At 72.1% G+C, this 23,562-nt stretch carries 29 protein-coding genes; 12 read left to right on the forward strand and 17 right to left on the reverse strand.

All coding sequences use genetic code 11. The features are described 5' to 3' along the window. Nucleotides 1-20: 20 nt before the first annotated feature. Genes ACFMQL_RS37715 through ACFMQL_RS37745 form a run of 7 tightly spaced genes read right to left on the reverse strand, consistent with a single transcriptional unit; the run spans nucleotide 21 to nucleotide 7,289 of the window. Nucleotides 21-1,397, reverse strand: a complete 1,377-nt coding sequence (locus ACFMQL_RS37715) for a coproporphyrinogen-III oxidase family protein (protein WP_378789592.1) — start codon at nucleotides 1,395-1,397, stop codon at nucleotides 21-23. Next, a complete protein-coding gene (locus ACFMQL_RS37720; protein ID WP_364069231.1) occupies nucleotides 1,394-2,794 on the reverse strand; it encodes a B12-binding domain-containing radical SAM protein in 1,401 nt (466 codons plus the stop codon). Before ACFMQL_RS37720 ends, ACFMQL_RS37715 begins: the two co-directional genes overlap by 4 nt. Further along, complete coding sequence (locus ACFMQL_RS37725; protein WP_364069229.1) at nucleotides 2,791-3,690, reverse strand: cyclase family protein; 900 nt, start codon at nucleotides 3,688-3,690, stop codon at nucleotides 2,791-2,793. Before ACFMQL_RS37725 ends, ACFMQL_RS37720 begins: the two co-directional genes overlap by 4 nt. After that, complete coding sequence (locus ACFMQL_RS37730) at nucleotides 3,687-4,934, reverse strand: beta-ketoacyl synthase N-terminal-like domain-containing protein (protein ID WP_364069227.1); 1,248 nt, start codon at nucleotides 4,932-4,934, stop codon at nucleotides 3,687-3,689. The genes ACFMQL_RS37725 and ACFMQL_RS37730 overlap by 4 nt, the downstream gene beginning before the upstream one ends. After that, nucleotides 4,931-6,214: a beta-ketoacyl-[acyl-carrier-protein] synthase family protein gene (locus ACFMQL_RS37735; RefSeq protein ID WP_364069225.1), complete on the reverse strand. Its 1,284-nt coding sequence runs from the start codon at nucleotides 6,212-6,214 to the stop codon at nucleotides 4,931-4,933. Before ACFMQL_RS37735 ends, ACFMQL_RS37730 begins: the two co-directional genes overlap by 4 nt. After that, nucleotides 6,211-7,044 (reverse strand): cupin domain-containing protein, encoded by an 834-nt coding sequence (locus ACFMQL_RS37740; protein WP_364069223.1) that lies wholly within the window; start codon nucleotides 7,042-7,044, stop codon nucleotides 6,211-6,213. Before ACFMQL_RS37740 ends, ACFMQL_RS37735 begins: the two co-directional genes overlap by 4 nt. 11 nt (nucleotides 7,045-7,055) lie before the next feature. Beyond that, a complete protein-coding gene (locus ACFMQL_RS37745; RefSeq protein ID WP_364069221.1) occupies nucleotides 7,056-7,289 on the reverse strand; it encodes an acyl carrier protein in 234 nt (77 codons plus the stop codon). Between the two features lie 467 nt (nucleotides 7,290-7,756). Between ACFMQL_RS37745 and ACFMQL_RS37750 the strand changes: the two genes are divergently transcribed. Both ACFMQL_RS37750 and ACFMQL_RS37755 read left to right on the forward strand, forming a co-directional pair. Then, entirely contained in the window at nucleotides 7,757-8,500 is a 744-nt protein-coding gene (locus ACFMQL_RS37750; protein ID WP_364069494.1) for a response regulator transcription factor, read from the forward strand. A gap of 16 nt (nucleotides 8,501-8,516) precedes the next feature. After that, entirely contained in the window at nucleotides 8,517-8,861 is a 345-nt protein-coding gene (locus ACFMQL_RS37755; protein WP_364069219.1) for a VOC family protein, read from the forward strand. A 470-nt stretch (nucleotides 8,862-9,331) separates the two neighbouring features. Here the strand turns inward: ACFMQL_RS37755 and ACFMQL_RS37760 are convergent, their stop codons facing one another. Next, nucleotides 9,332-10,006: a DNA alkylation repair protein gene (locus tag ACFMQL_RS37760; protein WP_364069217.1), complete on the reverse strand. Its 675-nt coding sequence runs from the start codon at nucleotides 10,004-10,006 to the stop codon at nucleotides 9,332-9,334. Between the two features lie 392 nt (nucleotides 10,007-10,398). Here ACFMQL_RS37760 and ACFMQL_RS37765 point away from each other — a divergent pair, with 392 nt between their 5' ends. Continuing rightward, a complete protein-coding gene (locus ACFMQL_RS37765) occupies nucleotides 10,399-10,899 on the forward strand; it encodes a hypothetical protein (protein WP_378789596.1) in 501 nt (166 codons plus the stop codon). Here the strand turns inward: ACFMQL_RS37765 and ACFMQL_RS37770 are convergent. From ACFMQL_RS37770 to ACFMQL_RS37780, 3 genes are all read right to left on the reverse strand, one after another. Continuing rightward, nucleotides 10,832-11,569, reverse strand: coding sequence for a hypothetical protein (locus ACFMQL_RS37770; protein WP_378789597.1), 738 nt, complete (start codon nucleotides 11,567-11,569; stop codon nucleotides 10,832-10,834). The two genes, ACFMQL_RS37765 and ACFMQL_RS37770, sit on opposite strands and share 68 nt — an antisense overlap. A 107-nt stretch (nucleotides 11,570-11,676) precedes the next feature. After that, nucleotides 11,677-11,952 carry a hypothetical protein gene (locus tag ACFMQL_RS37775; protein ID WP_378789599.1) on the reverse strand — a complete coding sequence of 92 codons (276 nt, stop codon included), beginning with the start codon at nucleotides 11,950-11,952 and terminating at the stop codon, nucleotides 11,677-11,679. Then, entirely contained in the window at nucleotides 11,949-12,449 is a 501-nt protein-coding gene (locus ACFMQL_RS37780) for a SigE family RNA polymerase sigma factor (protein WP_364069211.1), read from the reverse strand. Before ACFMQL_RS37780 ends, ACFMQL_RS37775 begins: the two co-directional genes overlap by 4 nt. Nucleotides 12,450-12,539: 90 nt before the next feature. Here ACFMQL_RS37780 and ACFMQL_RS37785 point away from each other — a divergent pair, with 90 nt between their 5' ends. The 4 genes from ACFMQL_RS37785 to ACFMQL_RS37800 all read left to right on the forward strand — a co-directional run bounded on the left by ACFMQL_RS37785 (nucleotide 12,540) and on the right by ACFMQL_RS37800 (nucleotide 14,486). Beyond that, nucleotides 12,540-12,680: a hypothetical protein gene (locus ACFMQL_RS37785; protein WP_364069209.1), complete on the forward strand. Its 141-nt coding sequence runs from the start codon at nucleotides 12,540-12,542 to the stop codon at nucleotides 12,678-12,680. A 76-nt stretch (nucleotides 12,681-12,756) separates the two neighbouring features. Beyond that, complete coding sequence (locus ACFMQL_RS37790; protein WP_364069207.1) at nucleotides 12,757-13,533, forward strand: SDR family oxidoreductase; 777 nt, start codon at nucleotides 12,757-12,759, stop codon at nucleotides 13,531-13,533. Beyond that, the gene (locus tag ACFMQL_RS37795) at nucleotides 13,530-13,898 is read left to right on the forward strand and encodes a DoxX family protein (protein ID WP_364069205.1); all 369 of its coding nucleotides are present in this window, start codon (nucleotides 13,530-13,532) and stop codon (nucleotides 13,896-13,898) included. Before ACFMQL_RS37790 ends, ACFMQL_RS37795 begins: the two co-directional genes overlap by 4 nt. A 90-nt stretch (nucleotides 13,899-13,988) precedes the next feature. After that, entirely contained in the window at nucleotides 13,989-14,486 is a 498-nt protein-coding gene (locus tag ACFMQL_RS37800; RefSeq protein ID WP_364069203.1) for a hypothetical protein, read from the forward strand. Nucleotides 14,487-14,594: 108 nt separating this feature from the next. On the opposite strand, the gene ACFMQL_RS37805 is transcribed toward ACFMQL_RS37800, so the two are convergent. Next, the gene (locus ACFMQL_RS37805) at nucleotides 14,595-14,771 is read right to left on the reverse strand and encodes a hypothetical protein (RefSeq protein WP_364069201.1); all 177 of its coding nucleotides are present in this window, start codon (nucleotides 14,769-14,771) and stop codon (nucleotides 14,595-14,597) included. A 471-nt stretch (nucleotides 14,772-15,242) separates the two neighbouring features. On the opposite strand from ACFMQL_RS37805, the gene ACFMQL_RS37810 reads away from it, so the two are divergent. After that, complete coding sequence (locus ACFMQL_RS37810) at nucleotides 15,243-15,707, forward strand: hypothetical protein (protein WP_364069199.1); 465 nt, start codon at nucleotides 15,243-15,245, stop codon at nucleotides 15,705-15,707. 52 nt (nucleotides 15,708-15,759) lie between these two features. After that, the gene (locus tag ACFMQL_RS37815; protein WP_378789602.1) at nucleotides 15,760-16,131 is read left to right on the forward strand and encodes a cupin domain-containing protein; all 372 of its coding nucleotides are present in this window, start codon (nucleotides 15,760-15,762) and stop codon (nucleotides 16,129-16,131) included. 41 nt (nucleotides 16,132-16,172) lie between these two features. On the opposite strand, the gene ACFMQL_RS37820 is transcribed toward ACFMQL_RS37815, so the two are convergent. Continuing rightward, complete coding sequence (locus ACFMQL_RS37820; protein ID WP_364069195.1) at nucleotides 16,173-17,690, reverse strand: multicopper oxidase family protein; 1,518 nt, start codon at nucleotides 17,688-17,690, stop codon at nucleotides 16,173-16,175. Then, nucleotides 17,687-17,905, reverse strand: coding sequence for a DUF5957 family protein (locus ACFMQL_RS37825; RefSeq protein WP_364069193.1), 219 nt, complete (start codon nucleotides 17,903-17,905; stop codon nucleotides 17,687-17,689). The genes ACFMQL_RS37820 and ACFMQL_RS37825 overlap by 4 nt, the downstream gene beginning before the upstream one ends. A 204-nt stretch (nucleotides 17,906-18,109) precedes the next feature. On the opposite strand from ACFMQL_RS37825, the gene ACFMQL_RS37830 reads away from it, so the two are divergent. Further along, complete coding sequence (locus tag ACFMQL_RS37830) at nucleotides 18,110-19,288, forward strand: sensor histidine kinase (protein ID WP_378789604.1); 1,179 nt, start codon at nucleotides 18,110-18,112, stop codon at nucleotides 19,286-19,288. Continuing rightward, nucleotides 19,285-19,953 carry a response regulator transcription factor gene (locus ACFMQL_RS37835; protein ID WP_364069189.1) on the forward strand — a complete coding sequence of 223 codons (669 nt, stop codon included), beginning with the start codon at nucleotides 19,285-19,287 and terminating at the stop codon, nucleotides 19,951-19,953. The genes ACFMQL_RS37830 and ACFMQL_RS37835 overlap by 4 nt, the downstream gene beginning before the upstream one ends. A gap of 43 nt (nucleotides 19,954-19,996) precedes the next feature. Here the strand turns inward: ACFMQL_RS37835 and ACFMQL_RS37840 are convergent, their stop codons facing one another. Further along, entirely contained in the window at nucleotides 19,997-20,725 is a 729-nt protein-coding gene (locus ACFMQL_RS37840) for an amino acid racemase (RefSeq protein WP_364069187.1), read from the reverse strand. An 84-nt stretch (nucleotides 20,726-20,809) separates the two neighbouring features. On the opposite strand from ACFMQL_RS37840, the gene ACFMQL_RS37845 reads away from it, so the two are divergent. Beyond that, nucleotides 20,810-21,697, forward strand: coding sequence for a LysR family transcriptional regulator (locus ACFMQL_RS37845; RefSeq protein ID WP_364069185.1), 888 nt, complete (start codon nucleotides 20,810-20,812; stop codon nucleotides 21,695-21,697). Here the strand turns inward: ACFMQL_RS37845 and ACFMQL_RS37850 are convergent. Together ACFMQL_RS37850 and ACFMQL_RS37855 are read right to left on the reverse strand one after the other, a co-directional pair. After that, the gene (locus ACFMQL_RS37850; protein WP_364069183.1) at nucleotides 21,684-22,337 is read right to left on the reverse strand and encodes an isochorismatase family cysteine hydrolase; all 654 of its coding nucleotides are present in this window, start codon (nucleotides 22,335-22,337) and stop codon (nucleotides 21,684-21,686) included. The genes ACFMQL_RS37845 and ACFMQL_RS37850 overlap by 14 nt on opposite strands. A gap of 58 nt (nucleotides 22,338-22,395) precedes the next feature. Next, nucleotides 22,396-23,478, reverse strand: coding sequence for a zinc-binding dehydrogenase (locus ACFMQL_RS37855; RefSeq protein ID WP_364069181.1), 1,083 nt, complete (start codon nucleotides 23,476-23,478; stop codon nucleotides 22,396-22,398). Nucleotides 23,479-23,562 lie beyond the last annotated feature (84 nt).

The following is a 23,562-nucleotide window of genomic DNA, read 5'->3' on the forward strand; positions in this document are numbered from 1 at the left end:
GGGCTCCTTCGGGTGGCGGGCTACTTGGTGGTGGCGGGGCGGGCGGAGGCCGGCGCCGCCACGTCGCGCTTCCTGGCCAGCGATTCCGCGAGCTTCTGGCCGCGGGCTCTGATCTCGTCGGAGTAGAACTCCTTGGCCACGTCGTAGCCGAACAGCGCGCCCAGCTCGGTCAGGCGGATCTCGTCGGTGTCGCAGACCAGCAGGTCACGACGGGTGAGGTCGTCGAGCAGCGGGCCGAAGACGTCTTCGGGCTCCTGGCCGTGGCGATCGCGGAAGGTCTGCCGGGCGACAGAGAGCATCCGCAGGCCCATGGCCATCGTCGCGCGCGGCCGCTCCTCGTGCGGGGTGAGCTGACCGGCGTTGACCGGTGGCACGCCCTGCGCGGTCAGCTCGGTGTAGCGCTTGAGTTCGGCCACGTTGACGTAGGTGTACTCGTTGACCGTGCCCATCGCTCCGGCCCCGAGGCCGAGCAGGTCGCCGAAGTCGGTGAAGTGGATGCGAGCGTGCCGGTAGGTGACGTCGGGCAGCGAGTAGTCGGGCACCGAGGTCTGGCGCAGGCCGCGCGCGGCCAGGTGCTCGCCGGCCTGCTGGCACAGCTCGAGCTCATGGGCGAGGTCGCCCGGGCGGCCGGCCTTGCCCTCGTTGACGTCCCTGAAGAGCTTGGTGTGCGGCATGATCGACAGCGGGAACAGCGTGATCTGCTTGACCCCGGCGTCCAGCGCGATGTCCAGGTCGGTCAGCAGCGGAGCGACGCCCTGGCCCGGCAGGTTGTAGATCAGGTCGATGCTGATGTGGTCGATGCCCGCCTCCTGCGCCTGCCGGATCACCCGCAGCGAGGTCTCGCCGTCCTGGGCGACGTCCGACGCCTGGCCGATCTCCTTATCGAAGGTCTGCACGCCGAAGCTGACCCGGTTGACGCCCGCCTTGCGGACGGCGGCGAACTTCTCCGGGCCGACGGTGATCGGGCTGCACTCCAGGGTGATCTCAGCGTCGGGCGCGAAGGTGAACTGCTCGCGGGCGAAGGAGATGATCTCGGCGAGCTGCGTGGCCGACAGGCTGCTCGCGGTCCCGCCGCCCATGTAGAGGGAGCCGAAGACGGTGCTGCGGAAGTACGGCGTCCGCGCGTACATGGCCATCTCGGACTTGAGATCGTCCAGGTACTTGCGGACCCGGCCTTCGTCCTTGAGGTACTTCACGAACGGGCAGAAGCCGCACAGGTAATCGCAGAACGGGATGTGCATGTACATGGCGGCCGGTTGAGGGGCCCGGCTCGGCCGGTCCAGCTCCATCTGCTCGGCGATCCGCTCGTACTGCGGCGGGGCCCACGGCATCGGGTAGCACATGACCGGGTAGCGGTCCCGGGCGGCGTACGGGAGAGCGGCGGTCGCGCTCATCATGCCTTCCTTCCTGCGCCAGCCTGCGCGGAGATGCGGAGCGAGCTCGTGGAGACCTCCGCCTCCAGGTTCTTGGGGTCGAAGTTCATGCGGACCATGATCTTGGGGTGGCTCTCGACGAACTCTTCGATGAGCCGGAGGATCGTGCGGCACTCGGCGGGCCCGAGCGCCTCGTCGACGTAGAAAACGGCCTGCAGCATGTCGATGTCGGGCCGGCCGCTCCTGCCGGCGATGCCACGCCACAGCGGGGTCTGGGGGTACACCCGGATGCCGAAGGCGATGGTGAGGATGTCCGGGGCGCAGCGATCCATCGTCTCCAGCGTCCGCGCCACGGTGTCGGCCGTTTCGCCCGGACCGCCCAGGAGCAGCGAGTGGATGATGCGGACACCGGCCCTTCGGGCGCACGCCGTGGCGTTCTCGATGTCGGCGACGGTGAAGTCCTTCTGGAGGCTGGTCAGCATCTCGTCGCAGCCGGCGTCCAAGCCGAAGTTGAGCGTCTCGCAGCCGGCCCTTTTGAACAGCTGGGCCAGGTGGTCGTCGTACTGCAGCGGGTTGGTGTAGGCCATCCACGTGACGCCGAGGTCGGCGGCCACCATCTCCTCGCACACGGCGATCGCATGCCGCCTGGGGAGGTTGAAGATGCTGTCGGTGATGAAGAACCGCCTGACCCCGGCCAGATCGCGGACGTGCCGCATCTCGTCCACGATGTGCGCGGGCGAGCGGAGCCGGAACCGCTTGCCCTCGATCGAGGGCACCGGGCAGTAGGAGCAGCGGAAGGCGCAGCCGCGCTTGGTCTGGATGCCGTACGTGGGCTGCGGCCCGACCACCTGGGTGCTGAAATACCGGCTGTCGGGGACGAAGTAGCGCGGCGCGACGATCGAGCCGGGGTCGCTCACCCTGGCCGGCTCCGAGACCGCCACCTGCGTCCCCTCGCGCCGCAGCAGTCCCGGCGCGTCGGTGATGGGCCGGCCTTCCGCCAGTGCGTCGGCGATGGCCACCATGGCGGGCTCGCCCTCACCGACGACGCCGAGGTCCGCGTCCAGCACGTTCATGATCTCGACCGGCATCAGCGAGAAGGCCGACCCGCCGAGCACGACCGGCGCGGAGCAGGCCGCGCGGCATGCCTCCAGCACGATCCGCACGTCGCCAAGGTTGCCGCGATACTGCAGGTAGGTCTCGTTGTCGATGTTGCGGACGGAGATGCCGATCAGGTCGGGCCCGTACTCTTCGATCGTCTCGGTGACGTGGCTTGCCAGGCGGTCGTCGGGGTCGAAGCAGAGGTCGAGGATGCGGGCCTCGTGGCCGGCGTCGATGAGAGCCGTCTGAAGGTAGGCGACTCCCGCCGGCACGGCGAAGGAGGGCCGCCGTTCCCTGTTGGTGGCGATGAGCAGGACCTTCACGTGCCCTCCTCGGGGACGATGGCGACGGGGCGGGTCCAGGCCGCGCCCGCACCCCTGACGTGGATGGGCAGGAACATGACCGTGAAGCCGGTCGGGCGCGGCAGCCGGTCGAGCCCGCCGAGCCGCTCGATCTGCAGGAATGCGCGGCGCCGGCCGAGCAGATGGCACGGCCACAGGTGGGCCGCGTCCCCCGAACGGTAGTAGCGCTCGATCATCACCGGCGCGGGCAGGTCGAAGCCCGCGGTGTCCACTCCGATGACCGTGACGCCCTGCTCGAGGAGGTACTCGGTGGCCTCGACGGTCATGCCGGGATGAGCGGTGAAGTAGCGCGGCCCCGGCCACAGGCGATCGGCCCCGGTGTGGATCAGGACGACCTCACCGGGGGAAAGCGTGTGCTCGATCCTGGCCAGTGCCTGCCGGATGTCGGCGGCGGTGATGCTCTGCGCCGGTCCGTGATCGGTCAGCTTGTGGGTCAGCCGCAGCAGCACGCCCGGGCCGACGCAGCGGTCGAGGGGGATCTCGTCCACCCGCAGCGCCGGGCGATCCCCGGTACGCGGCCCGTAGTGGAAGGGTGCGTCCACATGGGAGCCCGCGTGCACGGACAGCGTGAACACCTCGTTGCCGAGGAACAGGCCGTCGGGAAAGCAGCCGGGACCGATGCGGCGGCCGCCGGCGACGTACCGGGCGGCCCTGGCCAGCCTGAGCCGGAGGGGCAGGCGGCGGTTGAAGACGGCCTTGCGGCCGATGCGGCGTCCCCCGTGCTCGTGGCGCCACAGCCGCCTGCGCATGACGGCGGGGTCGAAGGGGCTGGGTTCGATGGGCATGCTCAGGTCGATCAGCCGGCCGGTGGCGGGCAGGGCGACGCGGCCCGTCCGGTGCGGCTCGACGGTCGTCATGACGGGCCTCCAGCCGTTTTGAGCACGGCGGCGGCGTTGAAGCCGCCCACGCCGCGGGTGAACACCAGTGCCGTGTGCAGGTTCGCGTCCCGGCGAGGGGCGCGCGCGACGTCGAGGCCGGCGATGACCGGCCGTCCATCGAGGTCTTCGCAGGCGGGCGGGACGACGTCGTGGAAGAGTGCGAGCGCGGCCCAGGCGAGGTCGAGCACGCCGCAGGCGGAGTTCAGCCGGCCGGTGAGCGTCTTGGGCACGGCCACCGGGACGTCCGCGGCCCGCCGGCCGAGTGCCGAGATCAGGGCCTCGGCCTCGAGCGCGTCCCATCGCCTGTTGCCGTCGCCGTCGGCGAGGACCAGGTCCACCTCGCCGGGCGTCACGCCGGCTCGTTCGAGCGCGAGCGCGATGGCCGCGGCCATGTGCGCGGCCGTCGGCGGCGGGTCGGCGGGGTGGTGGGCGTCGTGGGTGCTCGCCACGGCGGCCAGCTCGGCGTAGATCTGCGCGCCGCGGGCGCGCGCCGTCTCCGCGCGCTCCAGGACCAGCATGGCGCCGCCCTCGCCGGGGACCCACCCGGCCGCCTGCTCGCTGAAGGGCAGGTAGGCCCCCGCGGCGGCACCGGCGGTGCTGTGCCGGCCGAGCGATGCCTGGCAGAGGAGCGCGTACGGCGAAAGCGGCGCTTCGGCCGCGCCGAGCAGCACATGGTCGGCCTGCCCGCGCAGGAGCAGGCGGCGTGCCTGGGCCGCGGCGTGCAGGCCGCCCGCCGCGTCGGCGACGGCCACGCCGCAGCGGCCCTTCGCGCCGTGGCGGATGGAGACCTGGCCGGCGAGCGCGGCGTAGAACCACGCGATCGACTGATAGGCGCTGACCGCCCGGGGACCGTCGCGCCACAGCGCCTGGATCTCGCGCTGGCCGTATTCGTTGCCCCCTTCGGATGCGGCGGTCAGGATCGCCAGCCGGTAGGGGTCGAAGTCGCTGATCGCCGCGTCGGCGAGTGCCATCTCGGCCGCGGCCAGGCCCATCCAGCACCACCGGTCGGTCTGCACCTGCAGCCGCCGGGGCACGAAATCCGCCGGGTCGAAGTCGCTGACCACGCCGGCCACGCGGATGCCGCTGTCGCCGGCCGTGGCCGGGTCGACGGGCCGGATGCCGGCACGCCGGTCGAGGGTGTTCTTCCAGTGCGCGGCGACGCCGATACCGGTGGGTGCGACGACGCCGATGCCACTGATGACGAGCGAGGCGGGTTCCGTCACGCGATGCCTTCCTTCCGTGACTTCGCCAGGGCGGAGACGACCATGGCCGACTGGAACCCGCCGAACCCGCTGCCGACCGACAGGGCGTGGCCGATACGGTGCTCGCGCGCGGTCACCGGCACGTAGTCCAGGTCGCACTCGGGATCGGGCGTGGTCAGGTTGGCCGTGGGCGGCACGACCTGGTGCCGGATGGCCAGCGCGCACGCGGCCATCTCGATCGCTCCGATGGCGCCGAGCGAGTGACCGACCACCGATTTGATCGAGCTGATCGGCACCTGAGCGGCGGCCGGGCCGAGCGCCCGCTTGAAGGCGGCCGTCTCGTGCCGGTCGTTCTGCTTGGTGCCGGAGCCGTGTGCGCTGATGTAGCCGAGGTCGCCGGGCGCGAGCCTGGCCTGCCGCAGCACGTCGAGGATGGCCTCGCTCATCTCGATTCCGTCCGGGCGCAGGCCGGTCATGTGGTGGGCGTTGGCGCGGCCGGCGTAGCCGCTGATCTCGCAGTGGATCGGCGCGCCGCGCCGCCTGGCGTGCTCCAGTTCCTCCAGCACCAGAACGGCGCTGCCCTCTCCGAGCACGAACCCGTCGCGGGTCGCGTCGAACGGCCTGGAGGCGGTCTCCGGCGCGTCGTTCCTTGCCGTGGTGGCGCGGATGGCGTCGAAACAGGCCACGGTGATGGGCGAGATGGGCGCGTCGGAGGCGCCCGCGATCATCACGTCGGCCTCGCCGTCGGCGATCAGCTCGTACGCGGTGCCGATGGCGTCGATGCCCGACGTGCAGCCGGTCGAGACCATGAGGGCGGGGCCGTGGGCGCCGTAGCGGGCGGCCAGCTCGCTCACCGCGCTGGAGGGGACCAGTGCCTGGTAGAGGAAGGGGAGACTGTGGTCGGCGGCGACCGTCCAGTCCCGGCCGGCGTCGCTGGCGACGACGTACTCCTCCTCCAGGCGGATCGTCGCGCCGACCGCGCTGCCGAGGCAGACGCCGACCGCCGGGCCGGCGTCCGCGCCCTCGAGGTCGAGTCCGCTGCTGGTGACCGCTTCGCGGGCCGCGGCCAGGGCGAGTAACACGAACCGGTCGCAGCGCCGGATCTCGCGCGGCGTCAGGCCCCACTCCTCAGGGATGAAGTCGCACTCCGCCGCGATCTGGGAGCGGAAGGGAGCCGGGTCGAAGGTGCTGATGCGGCGGATCGCCGAGCGTCCGGACACGAGCCTCGCCCAGAACGCGTCGGCCCCCGCCCCTCCGGGCGCCTGCACCCCGATGCCGGTGACCACTACCCGCCGGCTCATGTCGCCGCCGGCGAGGGCGCGTCCTCGGTGTCGACGTGGCCCAGCTCGGGGCTGGGCGCAAGGGGGCCGAGCGCGAAGACCACCAGTGCCGGGCCGGTCCCGACGTTGGTCACCCGATGGCGGACCTCGCGGGGCACGAACACCGCGTCGCGGGGCTTGAGGGTGTGGGGCTCGCCGTCGATGTCGACGCGTACGGTGCCCTCGGCGACGAACAGGTGCTCTTCGGAGTAGGGATGGTAGTGCTCGTTGACCTTTTCGCCCGGTGCCAGTTCGACAGCGCCGGATATGCCGTGCGCGCTGCCGGTCGAGGCGGGGTTGAGCAGGGTGCGCATGTCCCCGCCCCGTTGCCGCACCGAGCGGGTGGAAGCGAAGCTCTGCGGCCGGGAGCGTGAGGCCTTGATCCGCTGGGCGATGACGCGGAGCTGTTCGGCCGAGCCGCGGTTGAGCCGGGCCTCCATCGCCGCGTCGTCCACTGGCGCGTCGGGCCGCATGGTGAAGTCCTGGACCCAGCGCAGCCGCGTGGTGTCGGGGGTGAGCGCCTCATAGGTCCAGTAGAGGTTCATGAACTGGAACGGGCCCGGCTCCACGCGCCGGGCCCGCACCGTCCAGTGCTCGCGGTCCAGCCGGCGCTCCGACACCCACGACCACACCTTGCCCTCCTCGTCGGGATGGGTGGTGAGCCTGAAGGTGATGTGGCCGGGCTCTTCGGACAGCACCTCGACCTTGGCGTACTCGGTGAACAGGTCCGTCCACGAGCGGAGGTCGTTGGTCCTGGCCCAGACGTACGCGATCGGCGCCTCGATCACGATGCTGTTGTCGGTGTGGCCCATGACGCGTCCCCTCAGCCCTTCTCGGCGGGTGCGTGCTCACCGAGCAGTGCACCGAGCTGGGCCGGCGTGGTGTCGGCGGTCAACCGGTCCTCGATGACGACCCCGTACCGCTCTTCGGCCCTTGCGGAGATCTCCGCCCTGGCCAGCGAGTCGATGTTCAGCGACTCGAACGTCCGGTCGAACTGCTCCGGTGTCACGTCCGCTCCCACTGCGGCCATCAGTTGCGTGACGATCTCGACGTTCATGGCGACCACCTGGCCTTTCCCGCCTTTACCCGCGATGGTCCTTGTGCCGGTGACGGCGTGACCATCTCCATGGCGCGGTCAGCCTAGGAAAGGACGGCACGGCCCGTCTTCAACCGAGCCGCTGAAGTGGCCCTCGCCTTTCGGACACCCCGTACTCGTCCGCCGGACGATGCCCGCTTCGCCGGCGTGTCTCTTGGCTGAGGCGTTCGTCGCCCATCGGGCAACGGGAGAGGCCGCTTTTCCACCGGTGACGTGCCGGAGCAACTATGCGAATGACGAAAAGTAACTATCGCCGTCAATCTCCAGATATACGACTGTTTGACGCTTCTGGAGCAGATGTGGTCAATTGGACGCGATGATGCGCGAACGGGTGGGCTGCTATCACAGACCCTGTATCGATCATTCACTGGGGGAGCCGAAATGATCATGATCGACCCTACAGGCGCTACTTCACCCGCGGTGTGCTGATGAGCGTCATCAGACTGGTGGTGGCCGACGACCAACCGGTGATCCACATCGGGCTGCGCACCGCCTTCTGCGAACGCACCGGCATCAAGGTGGTCGCGGAAGCCGTCGACGGCCTCGATGCGGTCCGGCTGTGCCGGCAGCTGCGGCCCGACGTGGTGCTCATGGACACGCTGATGCCCAAGATGGACGGCTTTCAGGCCACAGCCGAGATCTGCGGCCCTGGCGGCGTCCCGGGCGTCAAGGTCCTGATGTTCGGCCCGACCGACCCGGATGAGGATCTCTTCCGCGCGCTCCGCCTCGGCGCCCGCGGCTTCCTCCTCAAGGACATCGGACCTGAACAGCTCATCTCGGCGATCCACCGTGTCCGGGCCGGCGAGGCGGTGCTGACCAGTCATGGCCTGACGCGGCTGGTCGCCGAGTTCAGCCGCACCCAGGCCCGGCCTCCCCAGGCGCTGCCGGAGGTCGAGAGCCTGACACCCCGGGAGCGTGAGGTCCTCGGGCTGGTGCTCCGGGGCTTACGGAACGACGAGATCGCCCGGATGCTGCGGGTCAGCGAGAGCACGGTGAAGTCGCACGTGCGAAGCCTGTGCACCAAGCTCAACGTGCGCGACCGGGTCCAGCTGGTCATCTTCGCGCACGAGCATGGCTTACATCACCGCATGATGTGCGGCCACATGGAGTATGACCGCTCCCCCACCGCACAGCGCAAACGCCTGGTGCTCAACGGCGTCCGGCAGAGCTGACGTCCGGGGTGGTGCGATGGCCTTGTCCGTGCACAACATCGTGATCGACTGCGAGAGCCCACCGCGCCTGGCCCGCTTCTGGAGCGCGGCCATGGGCTACGGCATCACCCACGCCGACGAGCGCTCGGCCCGGCTCACGCCGGGCCCCGGCGGACAGGACCCGCACCTCATCCTCGTGAAGGTGCCCGAACGCAAGATCGCCAAGAACCGTCTCCACCTCGACCTGGCCGCTTCCGACCCCGAAGCCGAGATCCGGCGGCTGCGCGAGCTGGGAGCCACGGCAGTCGCGACGCGCCGCATGGACGAACTCACCTGGACGGTGATGCGCGACCCGGAGGGCAACGAGTTCTGCGTAGGCTGACCGTTATTACCGAAGAACCATCGAAAATCGGATGATTTTCCGGGATCTGCATGGCGGAAAGCGCTGTCTTTCTTCGCGCAATTCGACCTCAGGGGTGGATTCGCCCGGATCGCGGCTCTGAGTTGTCGAATACGCTCGGTCATAGTGCGGGGCCGTGCGTGCGCGGCAGTCGCGCGAGAAGCGCCGCGGGCCGGGCAGCGCGGGCGGGGCCGGTGTCGTGGCGCGGCGGCGGTGGGCGCCTGGCGCGAGGCCGGAGCGGCATTCGAAGGCGTTGGCCGAGGGCGACCTGCGAGGAGCAGCCGGCGCGGGTCCATCCCGGGCGTCCGTTCGCGCAGGCGAGCACGGCGGCCCGGCACGCCTCGGTGATCGCCGCCGCGCAGGAGCACATCCGGCGGCACGCGAAAAAGGTGCGGTGACGGTCGCTCGATTCGAGCGTTGACCGCGGGCCGGCCCGTGGTCCCGACTCGCGGTCATCCTCCGAGTCCGGCCAGGATCTCGGCGGTTTCGCCGGGGTGGGACTTGGTGAGGTGCCGGCAGGCGTGCTTGATCGTCCACGCGCCGGCCGAGGTGGTGTCCGTCCAGCCGGAGAGCGTGGCCAGCACCAGCTCAGGATGCTTCTTGCTGATGTCGCTGATCGCATTGGCGGCCGACTTGCGCACGTACGCGCTGTCATCGGCGCGCACCAGACCGAGCAGCCGCAACGCCTCATCGGGACGGTCCTTGAAGTGAGGGCGGGCGGTCCACACCCGAGGTCCTTCGGCCGCCGCCCTGCGCACGTTCGGATGCCCGTGCGTCAGCCACGACTCCAGCAGCGGCACGCTCTCCGCCCAGCCCCGCAGCGCGCAGTGCCAGTCGAGCCCCTTGGCCAGCGCCTCCTGCACCCGCCAGTCGGCGTCATCGGCACAGGTCGTGGTCATGACCTCCAGGGCCGCCCGTTCCGCCACCGCCACCGCGCCCAGCAGCATGGCGGCGCCCATGCGCACCTCACGTTCGCCGTCCGGCTCCCACAGCGCCACGAGCGCCTCCAGCAGCTCGCCCGGCCGGTCCTGCCACTCCCGCCAGAGCCGTTCCGTCCTGCGCCGCAACTCGGGCACCGAAGCCCCTGCCAGCGCGGCGCGCAGCTCGTCCACCGTGCCAGTCGTCACGCCGCCTACCTTACGAGCCGGGGCTGGTCGAGCGCGGCCAAAAGGCGCGGTCGGACGGCAGAGTGTCGAGAGACGATCACGGGGCGGTTCTCACCGTCCGGACGGCCGCCTTCCATCCCATCCCGGTGATCGTCACGAAGAGCGTGAGGGCGGCGCTCCGCCTGCCGTCGAAGTGGTCGCGGCCGAGACCGTCAACATGGCGTGGACGCGTCGCTGATCCGGTCGCCGCGTTTTCGCCGAGGCGCGCTCTCAAGGTCTGAGAGGTTCAGCGGGCTGCGAACGGGATCAGGTGACCGTGTCAGCCTGGGGTGGAAACGGAACGTGCGAATCGGTGGGATGATCTTGGCCATGGAGCCGCGTGGTGAGCAAGCCGCCCGGTCTCCTCGCGGACGATGATCGGAGTGAGACACGTGGTCAAGGGAACCGAGCCGGTCAGCCGGGCGGCTGCGCTGGAGGAGCGGCTGGCGGAGTGGTCGTCGCGGACCGGGGTCGCGGTGGAGGTGTGGGCCCTGCCCGGCCGGGCCCTTCCGAGCCGGGTGGACGGTCTCGTGCACGGCGTGATCGGCGATGTGTTGGACGAGGTGGAGCGGCAGGGGCGCGCCCGTGCGGTCTGCGTCGCGCTCACCGTGGGCTCCGGCGGGTTGCGGTTGACGGTGAGCGACGACGGGCAGGGAACGGCGGCCGAGACGTGCGAGGCGCGCCGGGCCGAGGCCGCGCGGCTGGGCGGCGGGCTGAGCGTGAACGCCGTACGCGGTGAGGGGACCACGGTGAGCCTCGTCCTCCCCGCCGGAGCGCTCGGATGGCCCGGCCCGCCTGCCGGGGCGTTCAGCGCGCGGGATCGTGCTTCTCACGCCAGAGCTCGGCGCCGTCCTCGCCGTAGCCGACGATCGTGAAGCCCTCGGCGTACAGGTCGCCGGTGCGCTCCTGCGTCCCCGCGAACATCCGCAAGCCGCCGAGCTTCCACGGATCCGGTCTGGTGGCGGCGCTGACCGACGTGCCGTCCGCGAAGACCAGCGCGACGCGGGCGGTCTCCTCGCCGGTGATGCCGAACCAGCGCTTGCCGTGCTCGCGCAGCTCCGCGTTCCTGCGGTCGCCGCCCATGCCGAGCGGCGTCCGCGCGCCGTCCAGGTGGTGCAGGCCCACGGCCTGCCCGCCGAGCTTCCAGATCAGCGTCCTGCCGGGGGTCTCGTAAAGGCCGGCCTCGAGCTTGGCGGGCATCCTCACCGTGTCGCCGACCGGCTTGGCCGTCGCCTCGGGCACCGTCAGCGGCCGTGGCGCGATCCGCTTGATCGTCTTGCCGTCGCGGCCGGCGAACTCGATCGCCGTGACCGGCTCGTCCGCGGGGACGGTCACGGTCCAGACGGCCTGCGGGGCGCCCCGGGGTGTGGCGAGCGTGCCGGTGACGCGCTCTCCTTCCTTCAGTACGGCCGTGACCCGGGCGACCTCGGCTCCCGCGCTGCCGAAGTGCAGCACCTCGCCCGTGGCGGGGGGCGGGAACGTCCTGGTGTCGCCCTGCTCGGTGGCCTGCTCGCCGTCCACCGGCCGGTCGCCGCAGGATTCCACGCTCGCTCCCGTCCGCGACAGCCGCTGGTGGCACAGGACGGTGTCGCCGTTCGCCGTCCTGGCGTACCAGAACGAGATGGGGCGCCGCTCTGAGGGGTTCTCGATCGTCAGGCGCTCGCCGATGGGGCCGGCTCGCTGGGCGGGGCCGGGGTGGACGCGACGACGGCGGCGACGTAGCCGGGATCGCCGCCGCCCGCGATCAGCATCGTGACGGGCGCGGCGATGGCGGCGACGCAGACGCCGGCCAGCACCGCGTTCTTGCGCATCCTGCGCCGCCGGGACCTGGCCACCAGCTCGGCCGAGAACCTCGGCGGGGCCTGCGGCGCGCGGGTGGCGGCGCGGCCCAGCGCGGCGCGCAGGCGGGACTCCAGGGGGTCGGTCATGCGGGGCTCCCGTTGATCTCTGAGGTGCTGGGCAGCATGGAACGGAGCTTGGCCAGGCCGAGCGAGGCGTGGCTGCGTACGGTGCCGCGCGAGATGCCGAGCACGGCGGCGATGTCGGCGTCGGACAGGTCCTCGTAGTAGCGCAGCACCAGCACGGCCCGCTGTTTGCGGGGCAGTGTGGCGAGCGCCTCCCACAGGCCCTCGTCGCTGTCGGACGGCGGTGCGTCGAAGCCCGCGACCTCGGGCAGCGCCCAGCCGGGCCGTTCGCGCCTGCGCAACCGCCACGTGCTGATGTGCAGCCGCACCATGATCATCTTGGTGTAGCTCTCCGGGGCGTGTTTGCGGCGTACGCGGGGCCACGCCTGATGCAGCCGGATGAGCGCCTCCTGCGTCAGGTCGGCCGCGTCGTGCGGGTCGCCGCTGATCAGGTAGCCGTAGCGCAGGAGCGCGTCGGCTCGTTCCGCCACGAAGTCCTCGAAGCGGGGCTCGTCGTCCAATGACTTCTGCCTTTCCTCGTACCGTCACGGGGTAGACGGCCGGGAGGTCCGAACTGTTGAAGCATGGCGTGCCCGGCGGATACTCGCGTGATGGACGATCTCACCGCACGGGCCACCGCGACGTACGACCGCATCGCCGCCGCCTACGCCTCCCGTTCCGAGCATCCGGACGCCGCGTTCCGCGCCTTCCGCGCCCGCTCCGGCGGGGGCGTGGGTCACGGCGATCCGTGATCATGCCGCCCAGTTGACGGAACCGCTAGTTTCGTCAATGCTTGTCGAAACTGACGGTTCCCGAAAGGTGGACGACATGGACCTGCATCTGCGGGGCAAGCGTGCCCTCATCACGGGTGCGTCGCGCGGCATCGGCGCGGCCATCGCCGAGGTGCTCGCCGAGGAGGGCTGCGACCTCGACCTGGCCGCCCGCAGCGGCCCCGACCTGGAGAAGCTGGCCGCCAGACTGACGGACGAGCACGGGGTGGACGCCCGCGCCCACGTCGTGGACCTGCGGCGCGGCGACGACCTCGACCGGTTCGCGACGACGGTCGAGGTGCCGGACATCCTGGTCAACAACGCCGGCGACATCCCCGGCGGCCCGCTGCACGCGGTGGACGAGCAGGCGTGGCGGCACGGCTGGGAGCTGAAGGTGTACGGCTACATCAACCTGACCCGCCACCTGTACGCGCGGATGAAGGAGCGCGGCCACGGTGTGATCATCAACAACATCGGCGCGTCCGGCGAGGGCTACGACGCCAACTACATCGCCGGCAGTACCGGCAACGCCGCGCTGATGACGTTCACGAAGGCCTTGGGCGGGCGCAGCCTCGCCGACGGGATCCGCGTCGTCGGCGTCAACCCGGGTCCGGTCGCGACCGAACGCATCCAGACCCTGATGAAGGCCCAGGCCCGCGCCCGCTTCGGCGACGAGTCGCGGCACACCGAGCTGACCGCCATGTTCCCGCTGGGCCGTGCCGCGCTCCCCCGCGAGGTCGCCGACCTGGTCGCGTTCCTCGCCTCCGACCGCTCCGCCTACACCACCGGCGCGGTCTTCACCATCGACGGCGGCGTGTCCGCGGCCGGCTTGTGAACGCCTTCCTCTGGGCGGTCCAGGGCACGCTGGCGGCGATCTTCCTGGTCTCCGCGCTCCTGAAGGTCGTCCGGGCCCCCGACGCCCTGCCCGAGGCGCTGAGCGGCTACTCGGTGCGGTCGGTCCGGCTGATCGCGCTCGCGGAGGCGGCCGGCGCGGCGGGCGTGGTGCTGCCGGCCGCCACAGGCATCGCGTCGGCGCTCACCCCGCTGGCCGCCGCCGGCCTCGCGGTGATCATGGTGCTGGCGATGCGGCTGCATCTCCGGCGGCGCGAGTACCTGTCCGTGGCGGTCAACGTGCCGCTGTTCGCGGCCGCGGCGTGCGTGGCCGTGATCGGTTTCGGCGTCTACGCCGTGCAGACGTGACGGGGATACACCGCAGGGTGTAGAGAGCGCGGCGGAGGGCGCGCCCCGGAGCCGATGTCCCGGCCCTCGGTCCGGGAACACACTCGGGCCATGACCGCTGACATCCTCAACTCCACCGCCCGCCGCTTCCCCGCCACCGACATGCCGGTGGGGCTCATGCTGGCGCTGGTCGCGGCCGGGCTGCCCCGCACCGTACTCGCCGACCTGGGCATCGTCGCCCCGGAGAGCTCGCTGCTGTACTACGTGCTCGCGCTCGCGCCGTTCGCGGCGTGGGTGGTGGTCGCGCTGGTACGCGGCACGCGCCGGCCGTTCCTGGACTTCCTCGTGCTGGGAGCCCTGTACGGCCTGTCGCTGCTGATCGTCCACCAGGTTCTCTGGGACGTCGGGCCCTCGCTCGGCCACAGCCCGCCGGAGAGCGCGGTCGCCTTCGCCGCCGGCTTCGACCCCGCCTGGCGGGAGCTCGCGCTCCGCGTGTACACCAGCGGGATCGCGATGATGATCGGTCTCGGCAGCGGCGCGGCCGTCGGCGTGGTCGCCTGGTGCGCCCAGGTGTGGCGCAGGCTCCGCGGCGGCCGGTCCGCCCGCTGAACCCGGCGCGCAGCGGCCGGCCCGCCGGGGCCGGACCCCGCGCGCGGCCTCGCTCAAGACTCCGTGCGACCTCCCGGTACGCCTCGCGCGTGCCGGGACGCGGTCGTGTCACCAGGTGACCGGGAGCCGCTCTTCCTGCAGGCGGAGGACCGCCTGGACCGGCTCGTCGCGGCGATCGCGGAGCGCGAGCCCGGCGAGCCGCTGGACGCTGCTGCTCCGGCTCCACGACCTGCTCGTGCAGGGGTTCGCCGCCGACGACGAGCTGGACGTCGCCCTGTCCACCACGCGTTCGCGGCTGCTGCTGTCCGAGCCGGCGCTGCGCGCACGCGGGCTGTCGCTGATGTTCGACCAGCAGCCGCGCCTCGCCGAGGCGCTGCACCGGACCTACCCCGACCGGCTCGACCTCATCACGGCGGCCGCCGTGGTCGGCGGCTTCTGGGGCGCCATGGGCGTGGCCGGCCTCGTCGCGCAGCAGCACGGCGCCTCGCCCGGGGAGGTCCTGGCGGCGGGCCGGCGCGCCGTCGAGATCATCGCGGGCGGCGTGGAGTCCCCCTCGGAGTCGTCGGCGGCGTCCTCCGCGGCGTCCTCCGCGGCGTCCTCTGCGGCGTCCTCCGCGGGTCCTCTGCTGGGCCCTCCGCCTGACGCCTCGCCTACACCTCACGGCGTACCGGGAGCGCCATCCATGGGCGGACGCCGCGCGGATGCGAAGCCGCGACGATGGCCGCACATGCCGATGACAGAGGTGAGGCGAGAGCAATGGCACCGCGCATCCGTAAGACCCTGCTGGTCGTTCACATCGTCGTCTCGGTCGCGCTGGCCGGGGAGGTGTGGGGGCTGGTGGTGCTCAACACGGTCGCCACGCTGACCGAGGACCTGGCGCTGGCGCACACGGCGTACCGGCTGATGCCCTTCATGATCTTCGCGGGCGGCGTGCCGCTGAGCATGACCGCGTTCATCACCGGCGTCGCACTGGGCCTGGGCAGCCACTGGGGACTGCTGCGCTACTACTGGGTGGCGATCAAGCTGGTGCTGCTCCTGGCCGTCATCGGGGTGGGCATCTTCGTGTTCGACCCCGAGGGGATGGCCGCGGCCACCGAGGGCGCGCGGCAGGTCGCGGCCTCCCGCCAGTGGGGGCAGGTCGCGGCGCTGAGCACGCAGATCGTCATGCTGCTGGCCGCGACGACGCTGTCGGTGTTCAAACCTCGGTGGCGGCTGCGGTGAATATCCTGGGTGGCTCTGTTGATCGTTCGATGTCATCCGGAGGATGAACGTCATGACGGAGCCCGTGTCGATCGAGCCCGTGTCGATCGAGCCCGTGTCGATCGAGCCCGTGTCGATCGAGAAGGTCGCCGCCACGCTGCCCGGCCCCTTCCAGCCGCGCGACCTCGCCGCCGCCAACGACACCGTGGTGCGGATCGCCAGGTTCGAGGGCGAGTTCCCCTGGCACGAGCACGACGAGGACGAGCTGTTCCTGTGCTGGGACGGTTCCTTCCGCATCGAGATGGAGGGGCGCGACCCGGTGACGCTGTCCGGCGGCGAGCTGTTCGTGGTGCCGAAGGGCGTGCGGCACCGCCCGGTGGCCGAGCAGCCGGCGCACGCGTTGATGATCGAGCGTCCGGAGACCGAGCAGTACGGCAACCGCTAGCGGGAGGCGGGGCCGCCCGGCAGCGGCCGGGCGGCCCCGCCTCAACGCACGTCGAAGTTGGCCATCATCATCATGTCCTCGTGCTCCAGGTTGTGGCAGTGGAAGACGTACTTGCCCCGGTAGCCGTCGAACTTCACCAGCACCTCGGCCTGGTCGCCGCTGCGCAGGTCGACGGTGTCCTTCCAGCCGCCGGCGTACGGGCCGGGGTCGAGCACCTGGAACGGCGCGAGGTGGATGTGGATCGGGTGCGGCACGTTCTGGGCGCGCAGCTTCCACAGCTCCACCGTGCCGAGCCTGGGCGTGGCGGCGATGGTGTCGGGGCTGAACGGCGTGCCGTTCACCGTCCACAATGTCACCCCGTCGTGCTCGGCGCCGCCGCGCTCGAACGTGAACTCCCGCTCGGCCACGGCGTCCGACCGTGACAGCGGCCGGATGTCGGCGAGCCGGTCCGGGATGCGGCTGTCGTCGCTGCCCCTGCGCGCGACGATGAACCGCATGACGTCGCCGGTGCCGTCCTTGCCGAGCTTGTTGCGCAGCGTGACCTGCGTGCCGATCGGGTAGCGGGAGAAGTCGACGATCACGTCGAAGCGTTCGGCCTGGGCGATCTGCAGCTCGTCGTGGCCGACCGGGGCGGCGAGCAGGCCCTGGTCGCTGCCGATCTGCGTGAACGCGGCGCCGTCCGGCGGCGGCGGGTCGAGCGCGAGCAGGTAGCGCCGGGCGTTGGAGGCGTTGAGCACGCGGAAGCGGTAGCGGGCCGCGGTGACCTCCATGACCGGCCAGGGCACGCCGTTCACCAGCACGCAGTCGCCGAGCACGCCGCTCATGAAGTCGCCGGTCACGCCCGGCTTCCCCTGGAGCGAGGGGTCCACAGAGGGGTAGCTGAACGAGCCGTCCTCGTCGAACGCCCGGTCGGTGATCATCAGGGGGACGTCGCGGTCGCCGCGCGGGAGCGGCAGCGCCTCCTCCTCGTCGTCGTGGTGCAGGTGGAGCCCGGCCAGGCCGCGATAGACCTGCGGCCCGGTGAAGTCCATGCGGTGGTCGTGGTACCAGAGCGTGGCGGCGGGCTGGTCGAGCGGGTAGGCGTACTCCTTGGTCCCGCCGGAGGCTTTGACCAGGTCGGTGGGGTAGCCGTCGCTCTCCGGCGGTGTGCGGCCGCCGTGCAGGTGCACGACGACGGGGACGGGCAGCTCGTTGCGGTGCCGTACGACGGTGCGCCGCCCGCGCCGCGAGACGATCGTGGGCCCGGGGAAGATGCCGTTGTACCCCCACACCTCCGTGCGCAGCCCCGGCAGGATCTCCACCTGCGCCGCCCGCTGGGTGATCTCGTAATGGTCGGTGTCGCCGTCGCTGCGGGCCGGCCGCAGCACCGGCGGCACCCGGAACGGCAGCGTGAACGGCGCGGGCAGCTTCGCCTTGCTGCGCAGCAGGGCGCCCGCGCTGGACTCGGTCTCGACGTTGGCCCCGCCGCTGACCACGATGCCCGAGCAGGCGGCCGTTAACGGCGCGAGCACCAGCCCGCCCGCGGCCATCCGCAGCAGTTCCCGGCGCGAGAGCGTCATCGCGCCTCACCCCCGCCCCTGCGCCGATCGATGACGACGGCGACCACCGCGCCCGCCACCGCGAGGACCTGCGGGCCGAACCCGATCACGAAGGCCCAGGGCGGGTCCACCGTGCCGTCGTGCACGACGAGCCTGGCCACCAGCTCGCTGAACAGCAGGAATCCGGCCGCCAGTCCGACGAACAGGCCGAGGATGGCGACGCCGAGGGTGCGCATGTCGTGTGTCCCTTCTGCTTTCCGTAAGTCATGGACGGCGACGACCTTAGGCAGGCGGGGGTGCCGCGCACATCGGCGCACGGTCGTCGATCGGCGTCGACTTCTGGGGGATGACGTGCGGCGCCATGAGGTGATTTTCGACGACATCAAGTGTCAACTTCTGACGACTGTGGCCGTCAGCGCCGCTCGCCTATCCTGTGCCGGGTGGAGCTGGGAAGAAGCGGATGGCGCGCGGTGCTGACCGACGCGGCGATCGGCCTGGGCACGTCGCTGGTGGTCACCGTGGCGATCGCGATGGACCTGGGCGGCGCCCGGAGCCCCGACTTCCTGGCGTACCTGTTCGCCGTCTGCCTCGGCGCGCTGATGTTCGTCCGACGCCACTTCCCCGTGCTGGCGCTGGTGGCGACGGCGGCCGGGCTGCTCGCCTACTACGCGGCCGGCTATCCCGCGATCGGGCTGGCGCTGCCCGTGGCCGCCGCGCTCTACTCCGCGGCCGAGGCGGGCAAGCTGCTGATCTCGGCGGTGACCGGGGCCGCGCTGATCGCGGTCAGCACGTTCTTCCGGCTGCGCGAGGGCGAGAGCCTCGCCTACCTGCTCGGCTTCGAGCTGGCCTCGACCGCCGGGCTGATGTTCGCGGCCATCGCGCTCGGCGCCGCCGTACGGGCGACCCGGCTGCTGCGCGCCGAGCAGCTGCGCACGGCGCGGCAGGCGGCGGCCGAGCGCGAGGCGGAGGCGCGCAGGCGCGTGCAGGACGAGCGGCTGCGCATCGCCCGCGACCTGCACGACGTGATCGGACACACGATCGCGCTGGTCGCCGTCCAGGCCGACGTGGCCGAGGAGGCGCTGGACGACGACCCCGGGACGGTCCGGGCGGCGCTCAAGACCATCAGGTCCGCCGGCGAGGAGGCGATCCACGAGCTGCGCGGCACGCTCGGGCTGCTGCGCTCGCCCGGCGAGCCGGAGGACCGGGCGCCGACGGGGACGCTGCGCAACCTCGGCAGCCTGCTCGCCGCCACCCGCGAGAGCGGCCTTGCGGTGGAGCTGCGCGCCGAGGGCGAGCCGGTGCCGCTGCCCGCCGTCGTCGACACCACCGCCTACCGCATCGTTCAGGAGGCCCTGACCAACACCCTCCGCCACGCCGAGGCGAGCAGGGCCGAGGTCGAGCTGCGCTACGAGCGCGGCGGGCTGGGCATCCGGGTGACCGACGACGGGCGGGGCGCGGGCCGGCGCGATGATGATCCCGGCGGCGGCTCCGGCTTCGGCATCGAAGGCATGCGCGAGCGTGCCGCGCTGCTCGGTGGCAGGGTGGACGTGGCGGAGGCGCCGGAGAACGGCGGGTTCGTGGTGGAGGCCTGGCTGCCTGTGGAGGTCGGACGACAGTGATCCGGGTGGTGCTGGTCGACGATCAGGACCTCATGCGCGCGGGGCTCGCCGCGCTGCTCGAACGTGCCGACGACATCACGGTGGCCGGCGAGGCGGGCGACGGCGCGGCGGCGTACGAGCTGGTCCTCGCCGAGCGGCCCGACGTGGTGCTCATGGACATCCGCATGCCGGGCGTTGACGGCATCGAGGCGACCCGCAGGATCGTCGCCGACGAGCGGCTGCGCGACGTGCGGGTGATCATGCTGACCACGTTCGACACCGACGAGCACATCTTCGACGCGATCCGGGCCGGGGCGGCGGGCTTCGTCATCAAGACGACCCGGCCGGAGGAGCTGCGCGCCGCCGTCCGCACGGTCGCGGCCGGTGAGGCGCTGCTGTCGCCGTCGGTGACCAAGCGGGTGATGGCCGCGGTCGCCGGCACGTACCGGCCCGCCGACTCCGGGCTGATCGCCCAGCTCACCGAGCGGGAGCGGGAGCTGCTCGCCGAGATCGCGGCGGGCCGCCCGAACGACGAGATCGCCGGGCGGCTGTTCATCAGCCCGGCGACCGTGCGCACGTACGTCAGCCGGCTGCTCACCAAGCTGGGCGCCCGCGACCGCGCGCAGCTCGTGCACATCGCATACGAGAGCGGGCTGGTGCCTCCCGGCCGCGCCGGTCAGGCGTGAGCGCCGGTCATGTGGACGGGTCGTCTCATGGGGACGGGCTGATCTACGGGTGCGGGCCGCCGCGCCAGGCCGGCATCGGGCGGCGGCCGACGGCGACGTCGAGGGCCGCCCTGGCGAGCAGCCTGGTCGAGTCGAGCGTGGGCAGCGGCGACGACTCGGGGGTGACGAGCAGCGGGATCTCGGTGCAGACGAGTGCCACCGCGTCGCAGCCGCGCCCGGCGAGCGTCTGGATGATCTTCCGGTACGTCTCGCGCGAGGCGTCGGTGAAGACGCCCTTGACCAGCTCGCTGAAGATGATCTCGTTGACCAGCTCGCGGTCGCCGGGATCGGGCACCACCGCCTCGATGCCGTGCGCCCCGAGCGCCGCCGGATAGACCGGGCCGTCCATGGTGTAGCGGGTGCCCAGCAGGGCCACCCGGCGATATCCGGCGCGTGCCGCGTGGCCGGCCACCACGTGGGCGATGTGCAGTCCGGGGATGGGGAAGTCGCGGCCCGGCCGTTCCAGCGCCTGGTGCACGGTGTTGTCCGGGCAGACGAAGAAGTCGGCGCCCGCTTCGGCGAGGCGGTCGAGGCTGACCTCCATGGTCGCCCTGATCTCGTCGAAGTCGCCCCGGTCGTAGGCGGGCATGCAGCGCGCGAACGAGATGCAGTCCAGCGTCACGTCCGGATGCTCGTGCTCGCCGAGCGCCTCCTCGCCCAGCCGGCAGAACGTACGGAAGCACAGCGCCGCGCCCTCCGCGCTGTGGCCGAGGATGCCGAGGTGCCTGGTCATGCGGCCTCCCTGTCGTGGTGCCCCTCCATCCTCCCGGAGCGCACGGCAGGGGCGACGCGCCGGGCATGGATTAGCATCGCGGTCATGCCCTGGAAGTATGACCTGCGGGTGCTGTCGTACGTCACCGCGATCGCGGAGGAGGGCTCGATCGGCGCGGCGGCCCGCCGGCTGCACCTCACCCAGCCGACGCTCAGCAGGCAACTGCGCGAGCTGGAGAACCGGCTGGGCGTCGAGCTGTTCGTCCGGGGCAGGCGCGGCCTGACGCCGACGGCGGCCGGGCGGGCGCTGGTGGATCGCGCGGCGCGGGTGCTCGCCGAGGCGGAGGCGATCCTCGACGACGTCGCGGCGGCGGCGCGCGGGCTGAGCGGGCGGCTGACGGTGGCGTTCGCCGGGTCGGGGATCAACGGCAGGCTCGGCACGGCGCTCGGCCGGCTCCGCGACGAGCTGCCCGGCGTGCGGCTCGACCTGGTCGAGCTGTTCGACGACGTCGAGATGTCCAAGGGGGTGCTGGACGGCTCCTTCGACCTGGCGGTGCACCGGCTGCCGGTGCGCCACGCGGGGCTGGTCGCCGAGCCGTGGGCGAGCGAGCCGCTCGTGCTCTTCCTCCCGGCCGCCCATCCCCTCGCCAGGGACACCGGGCCGGTGGACGCCTCCGCGCTCGCGGACCTCCCGCTGCTGCTGTGGCCGCGGGAGTCCGCGCCCCGCTCGTACGACGAGGTGATCGCGCTGTGCCACCGGGCCGGGTTCGCGCCCCGGGTGGCGCAGCAGGGGCGTACCGTGCAGACCATCCTCGCGCTGGTGGCCGCCGGGTTCGGCGCCACCGTGATGGCCGGCTCCTACCGCACCCTGCGCCGGGAAGGCGTCGCGGCGCGGCCGATCCGCGGCACGGTCAGCAGGCTGCACCTGGTGTACCGGGCGGACGACGCGAGCCCTCTGCTCGCGCGGGCGCTGCCGCTCCTCAGGCGGCCGTGAGCCCGTCGGTGATGGTCTGGACGGGCAGCACGTTCACGCCGATGCCGGCCACCTCCGTACGGCCGACGTCATGGACGCGCGAGGTCGCGTCGTCGGCGAGCACCAGCCGGTAGTCCCGCTCGCTGGCCTCGACCAGCGTCGCGCGCGGGCAGTTGGGGAAGTTGCAGCCGGCCACCACCAGCGTGTCGACGTCCCAGCCGCGCAGCAGCTCGTCGAGGCGCGTCCGGTAGAAGCCGCCCCAGCGCGGCTTGAACAACGCCACCTCGCGCTCGCCCAGGGTCTGCGGCTCGCCGGACAGCAGCAGGTCCGCCTTCAGCGGCGGCGCGCCCGGCGGCAGCAGCTCGCCGGCGATCTCGCTGCCCTCGCTGCCCGGCAGCACGATCTTCGCCCCCTGGGAGAGCGGTGTCCGCCGTACCAGGTCGGCGTCCTCGCCGCTCGGGTCGTACAGGCGGATGAGGTGCACGATCGGCCGCCCGGCGGCGCGGAACGCCTCGGCCAGCCTGACCATCTGCGGCAGCACCTCGGTGGTGCCCGGGATGCCGTACGGCGACTCCGACAGGAAGTCGCGCTGCACGTCGATGGTCAGCAACGCGGAGGTGGCCCAGTGTGGTGTCAGATGGGGGTCGGTGAAGGGGTTCACGGGTGCCCTCCCTCCGAGAAGTCCGATGAGCTTCCGGGAGTCTACGCCCGTGATCACCTCACGGGTGGGGGCGGATGGCCGTCAGGTGGAACGGTGCCGGCTTCCCGGCGGCGTGCGCCACGGCCGCCCGCGCGTCGTCCAGCGGGAACTCGGTGACGTCGAAGTGCGTGAGGTCCAGCAGGCCCGAGCGGGCCAGGGCCACCAGCCGCGGCGGGGCCTCGCGCGGGTACATCCACTGCCCGCGGACCGTCACGTTGCCGCGCATGAGCCACCGGTACGGCAGCGCCAGCTCGGCGCCGTCCAGCATGCCGACGCCGCCCATGAGCACGACCCGGCCGCCCTCGCGCACCGCCATGGCGGCGGCCCGTACGGGAGCCGGGCCCGCCGCGGGCGGCAGGATGTCGAGCACCAGGTCGATCGGGCCTTGTGCGATCATGCGCGTGCGGTCGGCGTCCTCGTCGCCGGTCAGCCGTACGGTGGCGACCCGGTCGCCGAAGCGGCGGCGCAGCCCGGCCAGCGCCTGCTCGTTGCGTCCCGGCGCGACGACGCGGGCGGCGCCCATCGCCAGGGCCACCGCCACCGCCGCGCCGCCGAAGTTCCCGGTCGCCCCGCTGACCAGCACCGTCTCCCCCGGACGCAGCCCGCCCGCCAGGAACCCGCCGTACGGCACCAGGCACAGCGTCAGCCCCAGCCACCGCCCGGCGTCGGCGGGGTCGATGGGGCCGCCGAGCGGCACGGCGTTCTCGGTGGGGATCAGCAGGCGCTCGGCGAACGACCCGTGGCCGTAGTGGCGCTGCAGCAGCAGCCCGCCCTCGCCGCCGGCGCTCAATCCCTGCAACGTGACGTCGGGGGCCGGCGCGCCGTCCCTGGCGCGGATCATCGGGTCGCACAGCACCCAGTCGCCCGGGGCCAGCCGGGTGGCGTCGGGGCCGCACGCCCGTACGACGCCGATCGCCCCCGCGCCCGGCGTCACCGGCAGCGTCAGCGGATACCGCCGCTCCCCGCTGAACACCTCGGCCGCGTACGGCAGCACCGGCGCCGCCACGACGTCCACCACCACCTCGCCCGTCCCCATCACCGGGTCCGGCACCCGCTCCACCGACAACGGGGATCCGAACTCCTTCAGCACAGCCGCCTTCACGACACTCCTTCTCTGCGGGCCTGGCCTGCCGACCGCCCGGCTCATTGGACGGCCTCAGACCCATCCGCCTGATACCTGGGACGG

The organism is Nonomuraea fastidiosa (genome assembly GCF_042751225.1).
GTDB classification, from domain to species: domain Bacteria; phylum Actinomycetota; class Actinomycetes; order Streptosporangiales; family Streptosporangiaceae; genus Nonomuraea; species Nonomuraea fastidiosa.

What these genes read in the sequence shown, in the direction of transcription:
- ACFMQL_RS37715 (WP_378789592.1), bottom strand. Translation starts at nt 1,397, where the DNA reads ATGATGAGCGCGACCGCCGCTCTCCCGTACGCCGCCCGGGACCGCTAC.
- ACFMQL_RS37840 (WP_364069187.1), bottom strand. Translation starts at nt 20,725, where the DNA reads ATGACCAGGCACCTCGGCATCCTCGGCCACAGCGCGGAGGGCGCGGCG.
- ACFMQL_RS37810 (WP_364069199.1), top strand. Translation starts at nt 15,243, where the DNA reads ATGGCACCGCGCATCCGTAAGACCCTGCTGGTCGTTCACATCGTCGTC.
- ACFMQL_RS37815 (WP_378789602.1), top strand. Translation starts at nt 15,760, where the DNA reads ATGACGGAGCCCGTGTCGATCGAGCCCGTGTCGATCGAGCCCGTGTCG.
- ACFMQL_RS37800 (WP_364069203.1), top strand. Translation starts at nt 13,989, where the DNA reads ATGACCGCTGACATCCTCAACTCCACCGCCCGCCGCTTCCCCGCCACC.
- ACFMQL_RS37785 (WP_364069209.1), top strand. Translation starts at nt 12,540, where the DNA reads ATGGACGATCTCACCGCACGGGCCACCGCGACGTACGACCGCATCGCC.
- ACFMQL_RS37750 (WP_364069494.1), top strand. Translation starts at nt 7,757, where the DNA reads ATGAGCGTCATCAGACTGGTGGTGGCCGACGACCAACCGGTGATCCAC.
- ACFMQL_RS37755 (WP_364069219.1), top strand. Translation starts at nt 8,517, where the DNA reads ATGGCCTTGTCCGTGCACAACATCGTGATCGACTGCGAGAGCCCACCG.
- ACFMQL_RS37825 (WP_364069193.1), bottom strand. Translation starts at nt 17,905, where the DNA reads ATGCGCACCCTCGGCGTCGCCATCCTCGGCCTGTTCGTCGGACTGGCG.
- ACFMQL_RS37765 (WP_378789596.1), top strand. Translation starts at nt 10,399, where the DNA reads ATGATCGGAGTGAGACACGTGGTCAAGGGAACCGAGCCGGTCAGCCGG.
- ACFMQL_RS37790 (WP_364069207.1), top strand. Translation starts at nt 12,757, where the DNA reads ATGGACCTGCATCTGCGGGGCAAGCGTGCCCTCATCACGGGTGCGTCG.
- ACFMQL_RS37740 (WP_364069223.1), bottom strand. Translation starts at nt 7,044, where the DNA reads ATGGGCCACACCGACAACAGCATCGTGATCGAGGCGCCGATCGCGTAC.
- ACFMQL_RS37725 (WP_364069229.1), bottom strand. Translation starts at nt 3,690, where the DNA reads ATGACGACCGTCGAGCCGCACCGGACGGGCCGCGTCGCCCTGCCCGCC.
- ACFMQL_RS37745 (WP_364069221.1), bottom strand. Translation starts at nt 7,289, where the DNA reads ATGAACGTCGAGATCGTCACGCAACTGATGGCCGCAGTGGGAGCGGAC.
- ACFMQL_RS37845 (WP_364069185.1), top strand. Translation starts at nt 20,810, where the DNA reads ATGCCCTGGAAGTATGACCTGCGGGTGCTGTCGTACGTCACCGCGATC.
- ACFMQL_RS37735 (WP_364069225.1), bottom strand. Translation starts at nt 6,214, where the DNA reads ATGAGCCGGCGGGTAGTGGTCACCGGCATCGGGGTGCAGGCGCCCGGA.
- ACFMQL_RS37775 (WP_378789599.1), bottom strand. Translation starts at nt 11,952, where the DNA reads ATGACCGACCCCCTGGAGTCCCGCCTGCGCGCCGCGCTGGGCCGCGCC.
- ACFMQL_RS37820 (WP_364069195.1), bottom strand. Translation starts at nt 17,690, where the DNA reads ATGACGCTCTCGCGCCGGGAACTGCTGCGGATGGCCGCGGGCGGGCTG.